Source organism: Parafrankia soli (genome assembly GCF_001854695.1).
In the GTDB taxonomy this organism is placed as follows: Bacteria; Actinomycetota; Actinomycetes; order Frankiales; family Frankiaceae; genus Parafrankia; species Parafrankia soli.
Genome location: NZ_MAXA01000215.1, coordinates 1 through 22404 on the forward strand (window position 1 = coordinate 1; position 22404 = coordinate 22404).

The following is a 22404-nucleotide window of genomic DNA, read 5'->3' on the forward strand; positions in this document are numbered from 1 at the left end:
CCTCCAGCCAAGGACTCGAGAATATCGCGTTGATTATCAGTTAGGATCATGTGTCCAATTTACCCACACTTTTTCCAGCCTAACAGTGGCACTGGAACGGGCATTTGTTTACGCCGCACTAGTAAGGATCCCGGGGAGAACAATCCTCAAGGGGACCAAAGGTAATCGTCTCACGGTCGCGAAGATATGCGTTGTCGACGTCGCGGCCGGTGTCGCCGAGAGTAGCCAAGGAGATCGGAAGTGCCGGGACCGCGGGGTCGACGAGCCAGGTGGCCCCAGGCCCGATGTCGATCAGATCGAGGCGGTCGCCAAGATACTGACCCGGGACCTCTGGCCGGAGATTCGGGGCGCGATCGACGAGGCCGCGAAGGGCTCCGGCCTTGATCCCGTGGCTGTGCGGCGTCAGCTGGCAGATCACGGATGGTGCGACCTGATCGTCGGAATCATCCAGGTCATCGAGGCAGCTGATGGCGTGGTGGACAGCGTCCAGGAGAGAGCACGAGACATCATCACCCGCGCGGTGATGAGCTCGTCCATGCAGGGGCATCGCGATCAGGTCACCGGGAGAATCATGGCTCTGGTGGTGGACAGGGTCTGGTCGGCTCTCTTCGAGGCGCTGAAGAACGCCGTGCCGCCGTTGAGCCTGCTGACCAACGAAGATCTTCTTCGTGCCCTGCGCATCCTGGCCGTATTCATCTGCCCGGCACCCGGGCTGCATTCGGAAGTTCTCACACACGCGCTGAGGCCACTCGGTGAGGACGCCCGGGGCTATCTGACCGACCAGACCAAGGAGTACCTCGGCGAGGTGTTCGTCGAGTGGCGAGTCGGAGACAGCCATCAGGGACGCAGTCCGGGAGACAGGACTTCCTGATCGGTAGCTACCTCGGCCGCCGCTCCGGTTCAGGAACCGCGGTTTCAGACGGACCCTCGATGCTCGGTGGGTCGCCTGGAGGCGAGGGCATCTCGTGTGGGGTGCCGGGCGGGCCTGCCATCACGACTGCTACGGCGCTCGCCAGCAGGCAGGCCGTCGCGATTTCGGTCAGGACGGGTAGCGGTGCGCCGAAGCCCGCGAGCCGGGCGAGCACGAGACCGCCCGCCGCGCCGACGGCGGCCGCGAGAACCGTGGTGAGGGCGCGCCGTCCGCGGGCCGGGGCGAGCGCGTGGGCGCAGGCCGTGGCGACCCCGCCCGCGCCGACCGGCCCGGTGACGCCGGCCGCGACACCGGCCGCGGCGGCCCCGAGCAGGGCGGCGCCCGCCAGGCCCACCGCGGCCAGCAACAGCAGAAGGAACCGCACCGGCAGCGTCGCGGAGCTCGGTCGTTCGACAGGATCCCGCTGCCAGTCGGAGCCGGGCTGGCTGGGGGAGCCGGCTGGCGCCGCGGAACCGGATGAGGTGGGAGTGGCGGGTGGGCCGGGGCGACCGGGGGGGTCGGGAACGTGCGCGATGACAGGGGGCGGATTCGTGCCCGCCCCGATCGAGGCCGTCGCCCGGGTCGCGTCGGCGTCCGCCTCGGGGCCGGCGCCGGCCATCCGACGTTCGCTGGCTGTCCGACGTTCGCCGGCCAGCTCCGCGCGCAGGCCGTCTCCGGTCAGCATTGTGAGGAGGGCGTGGGCGTCAGGGCGGTCGTGCGGTGACTTGTCCAGGGCGGCGAGCACCGGTCGGAGCAGGCGTTCGGGGATGTCGCTCAGGTCGGGCCGCGCTGAGCTGATCTGTAGCGCCACGATCTCCTGGGTGTCGCCGCGGAAGAGCCGGCGGCCGGTCGCGGCGAACCCGACACAGAGGGCCCAGGCGTGGACGTCCGCCGCGGGTCCCGCGGTGTGCCCGCGGATCTGCTCCGGTGCCATCCAGGCGACGGTGCCGACGACCTCGCCGGCCCGGGTGTAGCCGCTGTAGTCGGCGGAGCGGGCCACCCCGAAGTCGATGACCTTCGGGCCGGACCAGGACATCACGATGTTCGCCGGTTTGAGGTCGCGGTGCACCACGCCGGCCTGGTGGATGGCGACGAGCGCCTGGGCCAGCCCGACGGCGAGCGTGTCGAGCTGGCGGTCGACCAGCGGGCAGCCGTCGTTCACCGCCGCGTTCAGGCTCGGGCCCTGCACGTACTCGGTGGCCAGCCATGGCTGCGGGCCGTTCACCTCGGCGTTGATGACGCGGGCGATCGTGGGGCCGAGCACGCCCCGCGCCGCCGACACCTCCGCCCGGAACCGGGCGCGGAACTCCGGGTCGGTCGCGTGCTGCGGGTTCGGGACCTTCACCGCGACCGGCTGGTCGTCGGGGCTGAACCCGAGGTAGACGATGCCCATCCCGCCGGTGCCGATCCGGTTGTACAGCCGGTAGGGGCCGATGACGCGGGGGTCGGAGTCGGTCAGCGGGCGCAGCACGGCCCACCTCCGCGCGGCCGGAGCCGGGTCGCTGCCACCGCGCCGCTACCGGCTACCGTCGCCACCGCGCCGCTACCGGCCACAGCCGGGTCCGCGGTCGAAGCGCAGCCGGTAGTACTCGGCGGCCGCCGGATGCAGCGGGACGTAGCAGAACAACGGGCTCTCGTAGACGGTCAGCGCGTCCGGGACGCGTCGGCCGGCGGGGTTGTCGCCCCACAGGGCCCGCTCGTACTCGGCCGGATCGCCGAAGAGGTCGGCCGTCGCCCGCCGGACCAGCGCCGGGTCGGCCTGTTCGTGTGCCAGGACGCCGTTGGGCAGCGAGACGGTGTCCACGTCGGTCATCCCCGGGTAGTCCCGTGGCCCGAGGTGCCCGGGTGGGAAGACCGTGCCGGGGAAGTACCGCCCAGGCGGGTGGTAGACCTTCTCCCAGTCCGCCGCGATCGCGTCGCGGAACTGCGCCAGGTCGAGGACCTGGAGTTTCACGCCATTGGCGAGCTCGGTCCGGATGCGCTCGGTGCCGGCGCCGCCGGCCCAGAAGACCGCGTCCACCGCACCGGCGACCAGCAGCCGCAGCCCGTCGTCGATGGAGGAGTCCTCCAGCCGGGGGGCGCACGTGCCCGGCAGGCCGACGCGGAGGAGCACGGTGCCGATCTGGCGGGTGCCCGAGGCCGCCGGCCCGGCGGCGATGGCCCGGTCGCAGAGGTCGGTGAAGGTTCGCACGTCCGCGCCGGTGCCGGGCGGGCTGCTCCCGGGCGCGCGGACGATCACGTGGAGGAGGTCGTCGTGGGCGGGCCCGAGCGTGCGCAGCCCCTCGACGAGGTGGCCGCCCCGCTGGGGCGAGAACTGGTTGACCGCCGACCCGGCGTCCACGGTCGTGCCGAGCTGGGCCAGCGCCAGCGAGCACGTCCGGTACTGCTGTTCCTCCAGGTGGTAGATGTTCTCCGCGGAGCCGCCGGTCGGGACGACCTCGACGTCCCAGTGCTCGGGCGCGGCCTGCAGCCGGGTGCGCAGCACCCGCGCGAACCGGTTGTAGGGCGATCCCACCTGGCCGGTGAAGATCTTCACGTCGTGGCAGGACGTCGCCTGCCGCCCCGGTGGCCAGGCCGTGCCCGGCGGGTCGTCGCGGGCGGTCAGGCCGAGGCCGACCGCCACCGCGGCGGAGAGCGCCACAAGGCCGACGACCGTGGCCCGCTGCAGGGTCGTCAGCGTTGCGCCCGACTGGCCGTGCCCCGACCGGCCGAGCCTGGATTCCGTGGGCAACCCTCGTCCTTCCGCGTCCGATCGCGTCTGCTGAGCCCGCGACGACCCGAAATCGCGCCGTCCGTCGTCCTCCGCGTACTGTTCGTTGCCGAACAACGGCGGGCGCCCGCCCGGCGTGGCCGGCGGCCACGCGATTTCCGGGGACGCCGCGAGTTGTCCCCGGAGAACGACCGTCCGTACCCGACACTGTCCGGAGCGGACACGTCCGAACCGGACGCCGAAACGTTGCGCCGCAGGCTATCGACCGGCGATTAACCGGCAGTCAACAGCCGGGTCCGGGTCCTGTCCCGCGCTTTGGGTGTCGAACACCGGACACCTGGTCACAGCGCGTCGCACTGATGGGACATCCCGGACATACCGGGGCGCCAATGGTGATCACAAGGTGGTGATCAGGGCGCTGTCAGCCACAGCTGGACCCCGTCGACGTCCGCCGGCCCGGCGCCGGCCAGGCCGGTCACCAGCCGGGCGAGCTCGTCCCGGTTCGCGCTCGGGCCGAGGATCACCGCGGCGGGCGCGAGCCGGTCGAAGGCGGCCTGCACGGCGGGATCGGCCAGCACGGCCGCCGCGTCCGACCGGCCCTGCTCGACCGCGACCAGCGCGCCGTTGAGCGGGTCGGTCCACGCGTTGAAGACGGCGCGCCCGTCCGGCCCCGGGACGGTGCAGTAGCAGCCCGGGAGCCGGAACCGGTAGCCCGCCTCGGCCTGCCAGAGCATCGCCTCGGTGCGGGCCGGATAGGGGTAGGGCAGCACCAGCGCCGTCGATCCCTCGGGAACCGCGCGGACGGCGTCGCCGGTGAAGAAGGCGGGCGTGGCGGCCGGTGTCGCCACGTGGCTGCGCGGCACGAGCGGCGCCAGCATCACCGCGGTGAGCAGCACGAGCCCGGCCCGGGTGACCGGCCGCGGGAACCGGGTGGACGCGGCGACGCGGGTCAGGCCCACCGCGAGGACGATCGCCACGGACATCGCCAGGTACAGCGCGAGCCGGGACGGGAGCGCGCTGCTGATCACCGGGAGGTTCTCCAACGGCAGCCAGGGCAGGCGGATGCCGGTGACCCGTCCGTCCACGTGCAGGTGGCCGCCCAGGGAGAGCAGCGCCGTCACCGCGCCGAGCGGGGCGAACACCGCCACCAGCGGCTCGCGGCGGAACCGGACGGCGATCGCGGCCACCCCGAGCAGCAGGGGAAGCCCGAGGTAGCCGGTCACCTCGACCGCGTTGCCGGTGAAGCGCAGGCTGTGCCGCAGCGCCACGTCGGGTGCGATCCGCTGGGCCGGGGTCGGCGTGACGAAGGTCAGCAGATCGGACACCGCGATGTTGTGCGGCTGGATGTTGCCGTGGACCCGCTGGTCGCCGAGGAACTGCGCGGTCAACGGCCAGGCGAGCAGCGCCCCGGCCGTCGTGCCGCAGGCCGCCAGGCCCCGCAGCAGCGCGCCCGCCCGCGCGCGGACGGCGGCGCGGTGGGCCAGCCCGGCGATGGCGAGCCCGAGCGCGCCGAGCAGCGCGGCGGTGGCCAGGACCTCTTCGCTGATCATGGCCTGGGCGGCGACCGCCAGGCCGAGCAGCACGCCGGTGCGCCCCGGTGGGCGCCGGCGCACGATCAGGTCGTCGAGCAGGAGCAGCAGCAGCGGCGGGAAGACCGCGAAGGTGAGATGCAGGTGCCCGTACGACTCGCCGACCATGTACGGGCCGAAGCCGTAGAGCAGGCCGGCGACGGCGGCCGGCGGCGCCGGCACCCAGCGCCGCAGCACCCAGAACAGGGCGAACGCGGAGAGCGCCGGCGCCAGTGTCAGCAGCAGGGTGAGTGAGACGACGGGGCCGAACAGCGCGGTCACCGGCGCGGTCACCAGCCCGAGCAGCGGGACGGGCGTGCTCCACAGGATGTTCGTGCCGGTCGGGGCGTTCAGGTACGAGGTGACGAACGGGTCGATGCCTGCGGACAGGGCGTGCGGGACCCAGCCCAGGTACCACGCGAACAGCACCGAGTCGCTGTAGCCGTAGACCACGCCGCCGGGATCGGCCCACGCGGCACGGAAGACGGCGACGGCGAGCGCGAGGTACCCCGCGAGGACCGTCGCCGGGACCAGGCCCGCGCGGCCCAGCGGGCGCCGGCGGCGCCGCTGACGTCGGCGCCGCTGACGTCGGTGCCGGTGACTCGGCCGCGGCCCGTCCCGCCGCGCACCGGCGGGGACGGGATCAACGGGGACGGGATCAGCGGGGAGGGGGTCGCCCGGCTCGGCGGGGTCAGCGGGATCCGCCGCGGTGCCGGTTGTCCGCACGGTTCCCCCTCGCTGCGCGCCGTCGCGCCACTCGGGGCCGGGCGCGCCCCCGACCCGGGAGCGATCTATCGTGACCAGACCCGGTTATGCCCGCATCGTGCCGTTGTGCGCAGATCTGACCCTAGTCGGCCGGCGCGCGATCTTTGTCGCCACGTGTGACGTTCTACGGGCGCAAAGACACTTCTGGCTACCCCCGTTCAGGTATCGGCCATGCCGAAGTCACGTGGGGTGACCGTTCCTCGGTGGGCGCTCCCGGGTCGCGCCCATCGGTCATCGGGCTACTCGCCCGTCTCGTCAGGGTGTGCGCCGGTCTGCTCGCCGCCGCGGGGCCCTGCGGCGTGCCACTCGGCGACCAGGGCCGGCCACCTGCGGTAACGCGCGACCGCGTACCGGGGCGAGACGATGCCGCGGGGGTCGAACACCGCGGCCGGGTAGCCCAGCTGCGCCCGGTAGCCGCGCTCGGCGACGATCACCCGCCCGCCGAGCCGCGCCACGCCGATCACGCAGGGGCATCTCGTCCACCGGGGCAGCCGCGCCGTCACCAGCAGGGACGGATCACGCCAGGCGTAGAGGCCGCACACGCAGTCGTCGCCCGGCAGGCGGTCGTGCTGCTCCTGCCCGGAGTCGTCGGTGCGCAGGCAGTGCGCCTCGGTCAGGCCGTCCGGGCGCCACAGCAGGAACCCGGGCGGGAACGGTGACCAGGGGGTCCAGGCGGGGCGCAGCAGACCGTCGGAGTCGACCGCCCACTGGCGCCACCCGAGCAGGCTCACCGCGGGAGCGGCACGCGGCCGTCCTGCCCCGCCAGCCCGGTGGGGGCCGGCTCCTTCTCCGGTTCGGCCGGTACCGGTGGTGCGGTGGCCGGTGGTGCGGGGACCGGCGCGGGAGCCGTCAGTGGCTCCTCGTCCGGGAACCCGATCGGTTCGTCCTCGACGATGCGTTCCGGCTTGCCGACGTCGCCCATCAGACGACGGTCCTCCGGGATTCCCGCCGGGGTCAATGCCCCGATTTGCCTGTCTCGCCGGGGCAGGTGGGCTACCCGGGACACTCGGCTCGGGGCCCCGTGGAGCGCTTCGACCTAGGCTGACCGTATGAAGGTTCGCATCGGTGTCGGGTTCGCCGCCGTCCCCGGCCGGGAGTTCGCCGCCCGGGTCGACACGGCCGAGGCACTCGGTGTGGATTCGTTGTGGCTTTCCGAGCAGCTCTCCGCCGCGAGCGTCGACCCGCTCGCCGGCATGGCGTATGCCCTGGGCCGCACCAGCTCGATCAAGGTCGGCACCGGGGTCGCCGTCCTCCCCGGACGCAACCCCGTCCTGCTGGCCAAGCAGCTGGCCACCATGGCCGCGCTGGCGCCGCGGCGGGTCCTGCCGGTGCTCGGGCTCGGGCCAGCCCGTCCGGCCGAGCGTGACGCGTTCCCGGTGCCGGCCGGGCGGCGCGGCGCGGTGTTCGACGAGGCGCTCCAGCTCCTGCGCCGGATGCTCGCCGAGGAGACGGTGACCTTCCACGGCGAGTTCTTCGACGTCACCGACATCGGGATCGGGGACCGCCCGGCCCGTCCGCTCGACATCTGGCTCGGCGGGGCGGCGCCGGCCGCGCTGCGCCGTATCGGCCACTACGGGGACGGCTGGCTGGCGAGCCTGGTCGACCCCGTCGAGGCCGCCGCGGGCATCGCCGCGATCAACGCGGCCGCCGCGGAGGCCGGGCGCGAGGTCGATCCGGAGCACCATGGGCTGAGCCTGCGGATCGCGTTCGGTGAGGTCCCCGCGGCGACGGCGGCGGCACTGCGGGGGCGGCGCCCCGGGCGCGACCCCGCCGACCTCGTCCCGCGCGGGTGGGCTCAGGCGCGCGAGCTCGTCGCCCGGTACGTGGACGCCGGGGTGAGCAAGTTCGTCGTGTACCCGCTGATCGACTCCGCCGGCTGGCCGGAGTTCCTCGACGGGTTCGCCCGCGAGCTCATGCCGTTGGAGACCTGACCGGCTCCCTGAGCAGCGCGGTCAGGTGATGGAGACGCCGCCGTCCACGACGAGGGTCTGCCCGGTGACGTAGTCGCCGGCGTCGGAGGCGAGGAAGATCAGCGCGGCGGTCAGCTCCTCAGGGTCGCCGAAGCGGCCGGCGAGGATCCGTGCCGACTGGCTCTCCAGGTACCCGGGCCGGTACTGATCGGTCATCTCGGACTTGAAGAACCCGGGTGCCAGGGCGTTCACACGGATCCCGCGCCGTCCCGTCCACTGTTGGGCGAGGTCGCGGGTCAGCCCGAGCAGCGCCGCCTTGCTGGCCGAGTAGGCGGCCTGCGGGAGGCCGGCCGTCGTCAGGCCGAGCACGCTGGAGATGTTGATGATGCTGCTGCCCGGCCGCATGACGGCCGCGGCGGCCTGGGCCATCCAGTAGCAGCCGTTGAGGTTGACGTCGATGACCGAGCGGAACTGCTCCGGGGTCTCCCGCAGCGCCGGGTGGGCCGAACCGACCCCGGCGTTGTTGACCAGGATGTCGACCCGCCCGAAGGCGGCCATGGCGGCCGTGACGAGGTTCCGGCACGACTCCGGGTCGGCCACGTCGGTGCCGACGGCGACGGCCCGGCGGCCCTCCGCCTCGACCAGCGCGGCGGTCGCKGCGAGCCGGTCGGTGCGCCGGGCACCGAGAGTGACGTCCGCGCCGGCCTGGGCGAGCCCGCGGGCGAAGCCGACGCCGATCCCCGACGAGGCCCCGGTGACGATGGCGACCCTGCCGTCGAGGCGGAATCTGTCCAATACCGACATCTGTTTCCCGCCTTCGTGCGACCGGCGATGACATACCCGGACGGACGGTGCGTGCCCGCAGGGTGAGCTCGGCGCGCGCGTCCCGGATCTCAGGATTCTCGGCTCCGCGGCGACCGGCCGCGACTGGTCCGCGTACGAGCGATCGGGACGGGGCAGAAAGAGGAGGACGGCACCCGGATCACGTGGTACGGGCAGGTCGCCGCGTGCGGGCGATCGAAGAGATGGCGGGCCGGATGCGTGAACCACGAGCGTTCGACAAAATCAGGTCTCTTCGGTACTTCCCCTTTCTGGTGTTTCCCATCACAATCGTGGCCACCATCCTCGGCGGTAACTCGACCGGGACGGCGCCGGCGGAGGAGGAACCGTGGAGCAGGCTGAGGGACGTCGACTTGCCGCGCGGACAACGTCGGGAAGTCATGTGATCGTGGGCCTACGCGCGGGTGACGCCGGAGATCTCGCCGATGTCCTGCTCGCGGCGGAGCTCGCGGCGCGGATGGGTTCCCGCTTAGTCGTGGTCGCCGTGCGTGACCGATGGACGCGATGGGCCCGGTGGTCGGCCGGGATGTACGGAGCCTTCGGCATGGAGGGCGTCGCCTACGCCTCCCGCAGCGCCGAACAGGAGGTCGACGACGAGTTCCAGCAGCGCGTCGCCGACGTCGTGGGCCTGGTGAACGTCGACTGGACGCTGGAGTGGGTCAGCGGCTCCTGCGAGCGGGCGGCCCTGCGCTACGCCCGCCGGAACCCCACCGCCCTGGTCATGTTCCGGCCCCCGTCGGCCCGGTAGCCGCGCCTGTTCGGCCTCCGTTCAGCCTTCGTTCAGCGGCCGCCGGCGACGTCCAGGATCGCGCCGGTCGTGTAGGACGCGGCCGGCGAGCACAGCCAGGCCACGGCCTGGGCGACCTCGTCGGCGGTGCCCGCACGGCCGATCGGGATGCTGCCCGCCATCCGGGCGGGCCGCTGCGGCTCCCCGCTGCTGATGTGGATGTCGGTCGCGATGATCCCCGGGCGTACCGCGTTGACCCGCACGCCCTCGCCCGCGACCTCCCTGGCCAGGCCGAGCGTCAACGTGTCGATCGCGCCCTTGCTCGCCGCGTAGTCGACGTACAGCCCCGGGCTGCCGAGCCTGGCCGCCGCCGACGACATGTTGACGATCGACCCGCCGGCGCCGCCGTGCCGGGTCGACATCCTGCGGACGGCCTCCCCGGCGCACAGGATCGACGAGACCGTGTTGACGGTGAACATCCGGGTCAGCCGGCCGGCGGTCATCTCGTCCACCCGCATCTGGCGGTCGACGATCCCGGCGTTGTTCACCAGGACGGTGAGCGGGCCGAGGCGGTCGGCCGCGGTGAAGACCCCGGGGATCTGCGCCGGATCGGCCAGGTCCGCGGCGACGGCGGCGGCCCCGGCCGGCGTGCCGAGGGCCCGCGCGGCGGCGTCGCACTCCCGGACAACCTCCTGCGCGGCGGCCTCGTTCGAACGGTAGGTGACGCAGACCGTCCACCCGGCCCGCGCCAGCAGACGGGCGCAGGCGGCACCGATGCCCCGGCTGCCCCCGGTCACGACGGCGACCCCCCTGCCCGCGTCCCCCTGCTCCGGCTGAGTCATCGCGGTCATCACGACCCTCCCGATCAGCCGGGGATCTCCCCGGCGGCCCCGGCCTGCGTTCCGGGGCCCATTTTCCATCGGGCGGGGCTTGTGCCCGGCGCTCAGGCGGCGGAGCGGGCCAGCAGACGGCGGCGGCGCGGCCGCGGGACCGGCGCGGTGAGGGCAGGCCCGGTGAGCGCCGGCCCGGTGAGCGCCGGCCCGGTGAAGGCAGGCGCGGTGAGGGCAGGCGCCGGAACGACGGGAGCCGGAACGACGGGAGTGGGGACGGAGACGGGAACGGGGATGGGGGCGGAGGCGCCGCCGGCGATGACGCGGTAGGCCCGGACGTCCCCGACCCGCCCCTTCACCGGCCGCGGGTCGAGGGGGACGACGACGTCGGCGGGCAGCGCCGCCGCGGTCGCGGCGCTCACGATCGTGACACCTGCCTCCGCCATCGACTGGAGCCGCTGCGCGAGGTTCATCGTGTCCCCGACCAGCGTGTACTCCCGGTGCGCGTCGCAGCCCAGCAGGGCCGCCGCGACCTCGCCGGTGGAGACCCCGATGCCCAGCCCGAACGGCTCCAGACGGCGCCTGGTCCACCGCTCGTCCAGGCCGCGCTGGCGCCGGTGCATCGCGGCCGCGGCGCGCACCGCACGCTCGCGGTGGTCGCTGGTCGGGTCCGGCGCGCCGAAGACAGCGATCACCGCGTCCCCGGCGTACTGCAGGACGGTGCCGCCCTCGGCGAGGATCGCCGCGTTCATCTCCCGGCGGTGCTCGTCGAGCTGGTGCGCCAGCACCATCGGGTCGGTGCGCTGCGCGATGCCCGAGTAGCCGCGGACGTCCGACATGAGCACGGTGACGACGAGGCGTTCGGCGCGGCTCGCGGCGGTGGCGTCGTCGCGCAGCTTCTGCGCCAGGCCGCTGGGGAGCAGCCTGGTCAGGGCGACGTCCTGTTCCTCGCGCTTCATCAGCGCCTCGTGCAGCATGCGCAGGCGGCGCAGCGCGCCGGCCTGGCCCGAGCTCGCGCCCTGCGCGAGCCGCAGCAGCAGCGCGTCGATCGCCGCGTTGACGGCGGCCGGGGTGTCGCCGTGGTCGGCGGCGATGGCGGCCACGGGGCGCCCGTGGGCGACGTCGCGCAGCAGCTCCTCCTGCTCGCGGGTCAGCGTCCCGGCCTCGCGGACGGGCGTCATCACCGCGGCGACGATGTCCGGGTCCAGCATGGAGCCGCCGCCGGCGACCTCGCGGATGGCGCGCGCCAGCAGGTCGGGGTCGGCGACCCGCTCCTTGAGCAGGTAGGCGTAGCCGGACAGGCCGTCACGCAGCAGCGTGATCGCGTAGTCGGGCTCGTCGTACTGGGAGAGCAGCACGATGCCTGTCGCCGGGCTCGCCGCCCGGATGCGCTGGGCCGCCCGGACCCCCTCGTCGGTGAAGTCCGGCGGCATCCGGATGTCGGTGACGACGACCCTGGGGCGCAGCCGCGCGGCTGCGCGGACCAGCTCGTCGTGGTCAGCGGCGACACCGATGACCACGATGTCGGCGACGCGGGAGAGCAGCGCCCGCACGCCCTCCCGGACGATCAGGTTGTCGTCGGCGAGCAGCACGGTGATCGCTCCGGTGCTCCCGGTCTCGTCCGTTGGTCGGTGGCTGCCTGGTTCGTGGCCTGGTGTGGTGTCGCCCGCCGTGCCGTTGCGCGCCATGGCTCCATTCAGCCCGGTTCGCCTACACCGTCGCCAGCAGGCCAGGGTCACCCGCGTGGGGGTGCTGGCACCACCTTCGGTGGGCCGACTGCCCCCACCGGCGACGGCTCGCAGGGGCCCGGCAGGGTCCTGGTCTGGGCTTTCGCGGCTTAGGTCGGCTCTCGGCGCCTGCCGGGCGCGCCGGGGCCGCCCGCTGGGCCCGAACGAGCCGTACCAAGGCCGGGGGCGGTGACCCCATCGCGATCGGGGGGCTGGCACCACTGCCTTTCCGGGCCGAAACGCCGACACTCGGACAGGTCGCGGCCCACGCCCGTCGAGGCCGCGCACAGCCGGGGACGGCGGCGCCCGGGAATTGTCGGACCTGTCGGCGACACTCAGGGCGTCGTGTCCGTGGTGCCCAGCGTCATCGGTCGTCCGGCGGTAACGGTTGCCGAGCGAAATCGGTTGCCGTGTGGCGTTGGTTTGCCGAGTGTTGGTCCACGGGGGCGGCTGCCGGGTGTCACGTCCGGTGCGGTGGGCCCGTCCTTGTGGCGGGTCCGGAACGCGTCGACGAGGAGGGAAACATGGTCGGGGCTCCTTCGGCCGCGCTGCCACGGCAGCGACCCGCGGCCGTACCGGTGGCGTTGCCTGGGCTGATTCCCTTCGCGCCACCACCAGCCGCCGCGTCCGCGCGCCGCGCCGGCGCGCCGCCCGCCGGCGCGGCGCACGGCCTGGGTGACGCGCCGCCCGCCGGGGCGGGGGCCGTGGCCCGGCTCGCCCGCGTCGGGTCGTGGCCCTCGCACGCCTTCGAGCGGGTGCGCCCGCGGTGGGCGGGAGTGCGGCTCGGCCTGCTCGCCTACACGGTGGGCCAGGTCATCCTGCTCGGGCTGCTCTACGTCGGCTACAGCCTGAGCCGGCACCTGGCTACCGGCCGCGAGCCCGACGCACTCGGGCACGCTGTTGACGTCTGGCGGCTGGAGCGGTTCCTGCGCCTGCCCGACGAGGCCTCGCTGCAGGGCGTCGCGCTGGCGCACCAGTGGCTGCCGCACGGGGCGAACTGGTACTACGTCGGCGTCCACTTCCCGGCGGCCATCCTGCTGCTGGTGTGGGTGTTCGCCCGGCACCGCGACCACTGGCGCCGAGTCCRCAACGTGATCATCCTGGCGACGGGCGCCGGCCTGGGGATCCACCTGCTCTACCCGCTCGCGCCGCCGCGTTTCCTGCCACGGGTCGACTCGTCGGTCGGCCTGGTCGACACCGGCATGCTCTTCGGGCCGTCACCGTACGGGAAGGGCAGCGGCGGGGTCGCCAACCAGTACGCCGCGATGCCCAGTCTGCACGTGGGGTGGGCGATCCTTGAGGCATGGGCGGTGGTCACCATCCTGCGCCACCGGATGCGCTGGCTCGCGGTGATCCAGCCGCTGGCGACCGTCGCCGTGGTCGTGCTGACCGCCAACCACTTCTGGCTGGACGGCATCGTGGGCGGCGCCCTGGTCGCGGGCGCGGTGCTGCTCGTCGGCCGCCGTCGCCCGGTGCCGGAGCAGCCCGCCCTGGTGAGCCTCGGGTTCCGGCCGTCCGTGGCCCCGCGGCCGGCCGCATCCGCGGGGTCCGCGGAGGTCTCGGCTGTGTCCCCGGGTGTCTCGGTGGTGCCTCCGGCGGTCGTGCCCGCGGAGCCGGTCGTGCCCACGCAGTCATCAGCGCCCGCGGAGCCGGCGGTACCCGCGGAGCCGGCGGTGCCGTCCCAGCACGGGCTCGAGAGTCCCGGAACCGGGAATGCCCCGGGGGACAGGCCGACTGCGCACACCGATCCCGTATCGGCCGTGACGTAGCGTGACACGGCCGTGGGAGTCCCGCGGCCACCCGGATCTTCGGAGGCAGTGTGGAGACCGTCGACGTCGTGATCGTCGGGGCGGGGCTGGCCGGGCTCTCTGCCGGGATCTCAGATCCTGACCGTGCCACCGGTTCCCGGGCACCTGGGCACGCTGACCTCGGCACCTGCTGACATGATCGTGGCACGGTCCGACTGATACCCGTTTGCAGTCGAACGTCCCGCGCCCTCCGGGCTACCATGTGTCATTGCGTGACACGTCGTTCACGATCTGGGGGTAGTCGTTGGCGGGCTATGCCGACGTGCCGCCCGGCAGTCTGCTGGACGCCGCGCCGGACGCGATCGTCGGCGTGCGCCCGGACGGGCGGATCGCGCTGGTGAACGCGCAGGCCGAGCGGCTCTTCGGGTACGACCGGGACGAGCTCGTCGGGCAACCGATGGAGATCCTCGTCCCGGAGGCGTTGCGCGGGGCGCACCCGGCCCGCCGCGGCGCGTACCTCTCCGACCCGCGGCCGCGGCCGATGGGCGCGGGCGTGGAGCTCGCCGCGCGCCGCCGGGACGGCACGGAGTTCCCCGCCGAGATCTCGCTGTCGGCCGTCCAGACCGCCGAGGGCATCTTCGTCACGGCCGCGATCCGGGACGTGACGAGCCGCAAGCGGGCCGAGGCCATGTTCCGCGGCCTGCTGGAGGCGGCGCCGGACGCGATCGTCGGCGTGCGCCCGGACGGGCGGATCGCGCTGGTGAACGCGCAGGCCGAGCGGCTCTTCGGGTACGACCGGGACGAGCTCGTCGGGCAACCGATGGAGATCCTCGTCCCCGAGTCGGTGCGGCACCTGCACCCGCGGCACCGCACCCGCTACTTCGACGATCCGCGGCCGCGGCCGATGGGCGCGGGGATGCAGCTCGCCGCGCGCCGCCGGGACGGCACGGAGTTCCCCGCCGAGATCTCCCTGTCCGCGCTGGAGACCGAGGACGGGCTGCTCGTCTCGGCCGCGATCCGGGACGTCACCGACCGGCTGGAGGCGCAGGCGGAGCGCGAGCGGCTGCGGGCCCAGGCGGAGCGGGAACGGCTCGAGGTACAGCTGCACCAGTCGCAGCGGCTGGAGAGCCTCGGCCAGCTCGCCGGCGGCGTGGCACACGACTTCAACAATCTGCTCGCAGTGATCATCAACTACACGGCCTTCGTCGGTGAGGTCGTCGGAACCGCCGCCAGGGACCAGGGCGGCCGGTGGGAGTCCGCCCGCCGCGACATCGAGCAGGTCCAGCGGGCGGCCGACCGGGCCGCCCAGCTCACCCATCAGCTGCTCGCCTTCGGTCGGCGCGAGGTGGTCCAGCCGCGCCCGCTGGACCTCAACGGGGTCGTCCACGACATGGAGCAGTTGCTGCGGCGCACCCTCGGCGAGCATGTGGAGCTGCGCACCTCCGCCCACCCGGGCCTGTGGACGGTGCTGGCCGACGTGGGCCAGATCGAGCAGGTGCTGGTGAACCTCGCCGTCAACGCGCGGGACGCGATGCCCGGTGGCGGCACGCTCACCATCGACACCTCGAACGTGAGCATCGACGACGAGGCGGCGGCCGCCCGCCCGGGGCTGCGCGGCGGGCGCTTCGTGCACCTGCGGGTCAGCGACAGCGGGACGGGCATGTCGCCGGAGGTCGCCGCGCGCGCGTTCGAGCCGTTCTTCACGACCAAGACGAAGGGCGAGGGCTCCGGGCTCGGCCTGGCCACCGTCTACGGGATCGTCACCCAGGCGGGCGGGCACGTGGAGATCCTGTCGACGGTCAACGTCGGCACCACCGTCAGCGCGCTGCTGCCGGCCGTCGACGGCGCCGTCCCGGCGGCCGAGGAGCAGCTCGCCGACGGTGAGCTGTTCGGCGGCGAGACGATCATGGTGGTCGAGGACGAGCCGGCCATGCGCGAGCTCACCCGTCGCATCCTTGCCCGCAACGGCTACCAGGTGATCATCGCGGCGAGCGGGCCCGAGGCGATCTCGCTGGCGTCGACGACGCGGGAGGAGATCCACCTGCTGCTGACCGACGTGGTCATGCCGCAGCTGCTCGGCAGCGAGGTCGCCGAGCGGATCCGCCAGCAGCGGCGGGACCTGCGCGTCCTCTACATGTCCGGGTACGCCCAGCCCGTGCTCGCCCAGAACGGGACGCTCGCCCCGGGGCTTGCCCTGCTGACCAAGCCGTTCTCCGAGCGGGTGCTGCTGTCGAAGGTGCGGGAGGCGCTGGATGCCCCCGGCGGTCCCTTCCCCCCGCTCGGTGCGCCGCCCTGGCCCCGCGACAACTGACGGTGCCTACCCGCCCGCCTGGGACGGCGCCCGCGGCAGCCGCACCGCCGCGGACCACGCGCTGGTGACCGCGTCCGGGCTCAGCCGGGCGCCGAGGACGTCCGCGACCTGCCGCAGCCGCTCCAGCCGGCCCGCCGTCGCGGCGTCGGGGCGGAAGCCGTCGGCGTAGGCGACCCGCAGGGCCAGCTCGACATGCTCGGCACTGCTCCGCACCGCCACCAGCGCACGCGCCGGGCGCTCCAGCGGGTCGCTCTCCTGCAGCAGGAGCTGGACGGTCGCCAGCACGACAGCGACCTCCGCGAGCGCGGGCGGGGCGACGTCGATGTCCAGGCTGGTGTAGAGCCGGTCGACGAGGACCCCCTCCACCCGCTGGGTCAGGCCGAGCTCGAGCATCTGCCGGGGGCCGTTGCCGGGGCGGAACGGCGGCTGGGGCCGGTGCAGCGCGGCGGCGGCGTCGCGCAGGCGGGTCTCGATCTGGATGATCTGCGCGGCGGCCTCGGCCGGCAGGCCCCGGCGCAGGCTCGCCAGCGACAGCAGGATGCCGGTGAGCTCCTGCATCGGCCCGTCGTGCAGCTCCTCGACGAGGGCCCGGTTCGCGCGCTCCTGGAGCGCGATCATGAGGAACATCAGACGGTCGGCGACACGTGCGTCGCCGGCCGTCCCGGACTGGGTCATCCGGTCCGCCGCTGGCGCCCACCGCCCGGCGGGTCATCGTCGACCGTGGGCCGGCCCGAGAGCCTGTTCACCGCGTCGAGCAGGTCGTCCGCCCGGAACGGCTTGAGCAGCACGGCGACGTCGTCCGGCGCCGGGTCGGTGGACGCGCCGCTGAGGATGAGGCACCGGCGCGGCACCAGCGGATCGTCGAGCCGCAGGGCGGCGAGCAGCTCGGTGCCCCGCTCGGCGCCGAGCCGCGTGTCGATGACCAGCGCGTCGAAGCCGAGCGGCCGCAGGGCGAGCGCCTCGGCGACGCCGCCCGCCGTCTCGACGGACCAGCCGCCGTCACACAGCACCCGGGCCGCCAGCAGCCGGATCATCTCCTGGTCGTCGACGACGAGCGCTCGTGGCCGGCCGTGGGTGCGCATCTCGCCTCCGCATGGGTTCCGCACACGCCACCTCGGTCGCCCCGAACCGGGGCCATCTCGCCGCCTGTCAGCCCGAACGGCGCCACCATACGGCACGACCCTGACACCGGACGGCGCAACCGGCGAAGTTGCATTTCCGATGTTCCGGGTTTTCGTCACAACGCGTGCTCGGCCTCGGTGTCCGCTGGCGTTGCGGCCTCGGTGACGGGGGCTGGCTCGGTGCCGGGGGCGCGCAGCGGCCTGGCGGGCGGGGAGGTGCGCAGCGGCTCGCCCGGAGGGCGGCCGTCAGGCCTGGACCGCTTCGCCTGATACATCGCCGCGTCCGCGAGGCGCAGGACGGCCTCTGGAGCGGCCGCCCCCCGCGACAGCGCGACGCCCACCGTGGCGCCCACCGTCACCAGCCGCCCGCCCGAGTGAATCGGCTCCCGGACGATCGCGGTGATCTGGTCGGCGGTCTGCCGGGCCACGGCCTCGACGTCCAGCCCGCCCGCGAGCGCGGTGGCGGGGCCGGCCAGCACCGCGACGAACTCGTCGCCGCCCACCCGGAAGACCTCACCCTGCTCCGGCAGGTTCCATGATCCACCCAGGTCGCCGCCGAACCAGGACGACGGGCGGCGGCGGAAACGGGGCCGCTCCCCGGCGCCCGCGGCACCGCCGGGAACGGGCGCCGTATCAGGCTGGCGCGGGCTGTTGTCGCCGCTGGCGTCGACCCCGCCGTCAGTGTCGCCGCTGGCGCTGCCAGTGCCGCCGCCGGCACCGTCTCCGCTACCGCTACCGCTACCGGCGCCGCCGCCGGTCAGGACCCGGCGGATGCGCGTGGCGGTCACCCGCAGCACATGATCGCCCACCTCGTGGCCGAAGCTGTCGTTGACCGGCTTGAAATAGTCCAGGTCGACGAGCAGGACCGCGTACGCTGTCCTGCGCCGCGCGACCGCGTCGAGGTGCTCGGCCAGCGCGGCCCGGTTGGGCAGCCCGGTGAGCGGGTCGTGCCGGGCCCGCCGGCGCAGCTGCTCGGTGAGGCCGCGCCGTTCCCCGATCTCCCGGCAGGTCAGCACCGGGCCCCGGGCGCGGGCGGCCGGCGGCCGCGGGGCGCAGGCCGTCGCCTCGATGTCGAACCAGCGGTGGCTGCCGTCGCGTGCCTCGAGCCGGATGTCCTGCAGCGCCCGGCCGTCCGCCGCCTCGCCGGCCGGGCCGGCGAGGAACTCGCGGACCGCCGCCCGGTCCTCCGGGTGCACGTATCGCAGCAGGTCGTGGCCGAGCATCTCCTGGCTGTCCCGGCCGAGCAGCGGTTCCGCCGCGGAACTGACAAAATCCAGCCGGCCGCTTCGGTCGAGGAGGATGACGATGTCGTGCGCGCCGTGCAGCAGCATGTCGAGCTGCTCGAAGTCCTGGCGCACCGCGCGCTCCCGGCGCCGGTTGGCCACGGCCAGCCCGATGACGGTGACGCCGATGATCCCGAAGAGCAGCCCGTCGCCGATCGAGCGGTACTCCAGCAGGCTCAGCTGGAACAGGTCGGCGGTCTGGTCCAGCAGGACGTATCCGCCGCCCGGGATCGCCGTGGCGACGGCGATCGTGTCCGGCCGGCTCGCCGAGCGCACCAGGCCGGGTGTGCCGTCGCGGACCTGCTCGAGGTCGGCCGGTTCGACCAGCGTCCTGCCGACCAGCGCCTCGTCCCAGGACAGCACCGCCCGGCCGCGCACGTCGAGCACGGAGATGCCGCCCCGGCCGAGATCCCCGGACAGGCCGTTCATGGAGCGCAGCGTCCGGGCGGCGGGCAGCACGTTCGTTGGGCACAGCAGTAGCTGCGCCGCCGCGGACCCGCCGCGCAGGATCGGCACGATGGAGCAGATCCGGGAGCGGCCGTTGACGAGGATCATCGGGGTGAGCGCCCCTTTGCGGCTGGCGTCGAACCAGAGATCGTCGCCGACGGGTATCGGCACGGGCGTACCGGGCGGCTCGGTCGCCATCGGCCGGCCATCGGGAGCGACGACGGCCAGCAGCGAGCCCGGGCCGGCAACGGCTGAGGTCCCCATGACCCGCAACACCTCGGTCAGCGCGGCGGGGTTCCCGAGCGGCCAGGGCATCTCCGAGACGACCCCGGTGAGGCGCCCGGGGTCGCTCAGGGCATGGGCGTACTCGGCGACGTGGGTGACGAGCTCGACGCCGGCGTCGATCCGCTGCTTCTGAGCCCTGTCACGCGCCGTGGTCTCCATCGCGAGCCCGGCGGTCACGGTCCCCAGCAGCACCACGACGACGGTCGCTGACGGGATCGCCGCCGCGAGCCGGTGCCGCAGCGGAGCGGGCGGGCGAGTACCCCCTCGGCGCCGGACGGACGGCCGCCGCGGCGACGGCCGCCGGACTGACAGTCGTCGGACCGACAGTCGTCGGGCGGACGGGTGCGCGACTGACAGACGCCGCGAGGACGGGCGCGCGGCGGGCGGGGGCGAGACGGACGGGCTCCCCGTGGCCGGCGTCCCGGGCGCCTGGGGCGCCGCCGGTGTCATCGGGGGAGTGGGCGCGACCGCCTCGGACGGGTCGGGCTCCGCCTCCGCCACCACGCCGATCGAGTACCGGGCCCGGCCGGCCGCCTTCGCCTGGTACATCGCCTGGTCGGCGGCCCGCAGCAGCTGTTCGGGACGGCACGTCCCGCGGGCGACGGCGACCCCGACGCTGGCCGCGACCGTCACGCGGGTCTCGTCCAGGTCGATCGGCTCGCCGAGCGCGGCGACGACACGGGCGGCGATCGCGCCCGCGGCGGTCTCGTCCGCCCCGGGCAGCAGGATGCCGAACTCGTCGCCGCCGAACCGGCTGACGGTGCTCCCGGCCCCGGCCCCGGCGTCGGCGTCGGCGTCGGGCCCGGCCGCGATCCCGGCGCCGACCGTGCCGGTGAGGCGGCTCGCCACGACGGTCAGCACCCGGTCGCCGGCCGCGTGCCCGTAGGTGTCGTTGATCGGTTTGAAGTGGTCCAGGTCGATGTACAGCAGGGCGAGCGCGCCGCCGGCCGGCTGGTGGCCGAGGGCGCCGGCGAGCCGTTCGTCGAAGGTCGCCCGGTTCGCCAGCCCGGTGAGCAGGTCGTGCCCGGCCTGGAACCCGAGCTGGTCGAGCAGGGACTTGCGCCGCTCGATCGAGTGGAAGGTCAGGATCGCCCGTGGCGAGCCCGTCTCGTCGGCGAGGCGCCGGGCCGACACGTCGAACCAGTGCTCGTGCCCGGCGGCGGACAGCAGCCGGACGTTCATCACGGTTGCCGGCAGCGGCTCGTCGAGCAGCGCGGCGACCCGTTCCGCGTCGCCACCGCGCATCAGATCGGACAGCGGCCGCCCGCGCAGCGCCGCGGGATCGTGGCCGAGCCGGGTCGCCGCGGCGGGGCTGACGTACTCGAGCCGGCCGGCGGCCGAGACGGTCATGACGATGTCGCGGGTGGCGGCCAGCAGCGAGCTCAGCTTCCCGTGCCGGCGCCGGGCGCGGGTCTCCTCGTGCAGCCCGACGACCGCGATCGAGAGCACCGCGGCCATCGTCACCACCAGCAGGGTGATGTTGCGGTGCGATCGCTGCTCCCGTAGTTCCGCGTAGAGCTGCGCGGTCGGCTGGACCAGGTAGGTCGTGTACCCGGTCGCCGGCTGGGCGGCGGCGACGTGGGTGTAGCCGTCTTCGCCGCCGGTCGTCCAGACCCGGGTGCGGTTGGTCGAGCGCCAGGCCGCGCTGAGCTCGGCGGGGTCGAGCACGCGGGTCCCGGGCAGCGAGAGGTCGGTTGAGACCACGGCGATGCCACGCGCGTCGATGGTGGAGACGGCGCCCTGCCCGCGTAGCCGGAGGAGCGTGCCCATGCCGGTGCCGAGCTGCCGCTTCGACTCCTCGGTGGACACGCTGACCAGGACTGCCCAGGGCCGCGGGCCACCGACCGGGATGACGGTGGCCCGCGCCGCGTGCCCGTTGAACGGGAAGACCGGCGAGACGGCGCTGCCGCCGCTCCACGCCGTCGACCAGGCCGGTCCGAGATCCTCCGGACTCACCGCGCCCTGAGCCGGCCGGACCGACAGGAGCGTCCCGGCGTGGTCGAGCAGCGCGACCAGCAGCGTGGTGTCGCCCGCCGGAGTGATCTGGAACTGGGCGGCGAGCTGGTGATTGCGGGCCTTGTCGTTGGGGTCGAACGCGGTGCGCTCGACGACGGCCCGCAGGCCCGCCGGGTCGTCGGCCGTCGACTCCCAGGTGGCCAGGTTGCTGATCAGGCTCACCCGGTTCGCCAGCCGGTCCCGTTCGATGTCGGCCAGCCAGCGGCTGCCACCGGCCAGCGCGACCCCGCTCAGCGCGAGAATCGCGATCAGTCCGCTGACCAGCGGCCACCCGGCCAGCCGACCGCGGCCGAACGACCACCTGGCCCAACGGCGCTCACGCCTGACCCGCCGCCGCTCGACCCGCCGCCGAGCGCGGTCGCCGGGCGTCATCCGGTGTCGCCGGCCGCCCATGGTCATCCGCCAGTTTCCATTCCCCCGCCGCTGCCGATGCGACGGCACCCCGCCGGGACCGTGTTTGGTGACGGTATTCGGTTTTGATCCGTCGAATCCCGGCAGGGGAAGAGCATACGAGTTGCGCCGCGGACTGTTTCACCCGACGGGTGCCTGTGTGGTTCTTACACCGCCGGGCCCGACCGGCCGAATTGCTCCAAGTGGGAATCGGACGCGCCGTCGCGCGCGTGTCGGGGTGTCTTTCGCCCGCGGCCGGGCCGGTGGGTCAATCGACGGAAGCTGTGTTACCGGCCACTTCGAGGCCGGTTCGGCAAATCAGACCGGCGGCCCGGTACGGGGATGGCCGGCCGCGGGCGATACACCGGATACCGGTGGCGGCCGGGCCGGTGAACGCCGCGAATCCGGCGCCGGGCCGGGCGCCGCGGTAGCGCCGTGATGCCCGGCGCGACCGTGCGGAGGCACTGCGGCCACAGCGACCTCGTTGACATTCGTCCGAGCGTCTGTTTGTGATAGTCACAGTGACTATTGTGTCTCCGTGTACCGGGCTCCTGGAGTCACCGTCACCACGGGCAGGCTCCTGTGGGGGACGTCCGATGCGCTGTTCGTGGCGTCGTCGCGGGGCGCCGGCGGGCCCGCCGGCGACGGGGGCCAGGGTGACCCTGCGCAACCGGTGGGCCGGAAGCTCGCCCGGCTAAACGGCGGTGAAGCGGTGGGGCGGGGCATTGCCGCCGGCACCGCTAAGCGGCCCTGTGGTAGAAACGATGGGTCGGAAAGTCGCCGTCCGTCCACCGTGTATATCACGAAGTCGTATAT

General features: G+C 73.9%; 16 protein-coding genes. 5 read left to right on the forward strand and 11 right to left on the reverse strand.

The annotated features are described in order from the left end of the window. Positions 1-871 (forward strand): hypothetical protein (locus tag BBK14_RS37805; protein WP_206744671.1); only part of this gene is annotated, 871 nt, incomplete at its 5' end. A gap of 7 nt (positions 872-878) precedes the next feature. On the opposite strand, the gene BBK14_RS17975 is transcribed toward BBK14_RS37805, so the two are convergent. The 5 genes from BBK14_RS17975 to BBK14_RS17995 form a co-directional block, all read right to left on the reverse strand. Further along, on the reverse strand, positions 879-2381 hold the full coding sequence (locus BBK14_RS17975) for a serine/threonine-protein kinase (protein ID WP_071064045.1): 1503 nt from the start codon (positions 2379-2381) through the stop codon (positions 879-881). A gap of 72 nt (positions 2382-2453) precedes the next feature. Continuing rightward, positions 2454-3641, reverse strand: coding sequence for a TAXI family TRAP transporter solute-binding subunit (locus BBK14_RS17980; RefSeq protein ID WP_071064047.1), 1188 nt, complete (start codon positions 3639-3641; stop codon positions 2454-2456). 389 nt (positions 3642-4030) lie between these two features. Next, entirely contained in the window at positions 4031-5914 is a 1884-nt protein-coding gene (locus tag BBK14_RS17985) for a hypothetical protein (protein WP_071064049.1), read from the reverse strand. A 278-nt stretch (positions 5915-6192) separates the two neighbouring features. Then, on the reverse strand, positions 6193-6684 hold the full coding sequence (locus tag BBK14_RS17990) for a hypothetical protein (RefSeq protein WP_071064051.1): 492 nt from the start codon (positions 6682-6684) through the stop codon (positions 6193-6195). Further along, the gene (locus tag BBK14_RS17995) at positions 6681-6875 is read right to left on the reverse strand and encodes a hypothetical protein (protein WP_071064053.1); all 195 of its coding nucleotides are present in this window, start codon (positions 6873-6875) and stop codon (positions 6681-6683) included. The genes BBK14_RS17990 and BBK14_RS17995 overlap by 4 nt, the downstream gene beginning before the upstream one ends. Before the next feature lie 127 nt (positions 6876-7002). Between BBK14_RS17995 and BBK14_RS18000 the strand changes: the two genes are divergently transcribed. Continuing rightward, positions 7003-7884: a TIGR03854 family LLM class F420-dependent oxidoreductase gene (locus BBK14_RS18000; RefSeq protein WP_071064055.1), complete on the forward strand. Its 882-nt coding sequence runs from the start codon at positions 7003-7005 to the stop codon at positions 7882-7884. Positions 7885-7905: 21 nt separating this feature from the next. On the opposite strand, the gene BBK14_RS18005 is transcribed toward BBK14_RS18000, so the two are convergent. Beyond that, positions 7906-8667 carry an SDR family NAD(P)-dependent oxidoreductase gene (locus BBK14_RS18005; RefSeq protein ID WP_071064057.1) on the reverse strand — a complete coding sequence of 254 codons (762 nt, stop codon included), beginning with the start codon at positions 8665-8667 and terminating at the stop codon, positions 7906-7908. 364 nt (positions 8668-9031) lie between these two features. Between BBK14_RS18005 and BBK14_RS18015 the strand changes: the two genes are divergently transcribed. After that, positions 9032-9451 (forward strand): hypothetical protein, encoded by a 420-nt coding sequence (locus BBK14_RS18015; RefSeq protein WP_198541328.1) that lies wholly within the window; start codon positions 9032-9034, stop codon positions 9449-9451. 32 nt (positions 9452-9483) lie between these two features. On the opposite strand, the gene BBK14_RS18020 is transcribed toward BBK14_RS18015, so the two are convergent. Continuing rightward, a complete protein-coding gene (locus BBK14_RS18020; RefSeq protein WP_116430104.1) occupies positions 9484-10281 on the reverse strand; it encodes an SDR family oxidoreductase in 798 nt (265 codons plus the stop codon). A gap of 92 nt (positions 10282-10373) precedes the next feature. Next, complete coding sequence (locus BBK14_RS18025) at positions 10374-11948, reverse strand: adenylate/guanylate cyclase domain-containing protein (protein ID WP_241831627.1); 1575 nt, start codon at positions 11946-11948, stop codon at positions 10374-10376. A 563-nt stretch (positions 11949-12511) separates the two neighbouring features. On the opposite strand from BBK14_RS18025, the gene BBK14_RS18030 reads away from it, so the two are divergent. Together BBK14_RS18030 and BBK14_RS18035 are read left to right on the forward strand one after the other, a co-directional pair. Next, positions 12512-13756: a phosphatase PAP2 family protein gene (locus tag BBK14_RS18030; protein WP_071064160.1), complete on the forward strand. Its 1245-nt coding sequence runs from the start codon at positions 12512-12514 to the stop codon at positions 13754-13756. 283 nt (positions 13757-14039) lie between these two features. Beyond that, a complete protein-coding gene (locus BBK14_RS18035; RefSeq protein ID WP_071064063.1) occupies positions 14040-16046 on the forward strand; it encodes a hybrid sensor histidine kinase/response regulator in 2007 nt (668 codons plus the stop codon). A gap of 6 nt (positions 16047-16052) precedes the next feature. Here BBK14_RS18035 and BBK14_RS18040 read toward each other — a convergent pair whose 3' ends face one another. The 3 genes from BBK14_RS18040 to BBK14_RS18050 form a co-directional block, all read right to left on the reverse strand. Then, the gene (locus BBK14_RS18040) at positions 16053-16721 is read right to left on the reverse strand and encodes a histidine kinase (protein ID WP_071064065.1); all 669 of its coding nucleotides are present in this window, start codon (positions 16719-16721) and stop codon (positions 16053-16055) included. Continuing rightward, positions 16718-17128 carry a response regulator gene (locus BBK14_RS18045; protein ID WP_071064067.1) on the reverse strand — a complete coding sequence of 137 codons (411 nt, stop codon included), beginning with the start codon at positions 17126-17128 and terminating at the stop codon, positions 16718-16720. Before BBK14_RS18045 ends, BBK14_RS18040 begins: the two co-directional genes overlap by 4 nt. A gap of 155 nt (positions 17129-17283) precedes the next feature. Then, a complete protein-coding gene (locus BBK14_RS18050) occupies positions 17284-21570 on the reverse strand; it encodes a diguanylate cyclase domain-containing protein (RefSeq protein WP_241831628.1) in 4287 nt (1428 codons plus the stop codon). Between the last annotated feature and the right edge of the window lie 834 nt (positions 21571-22404).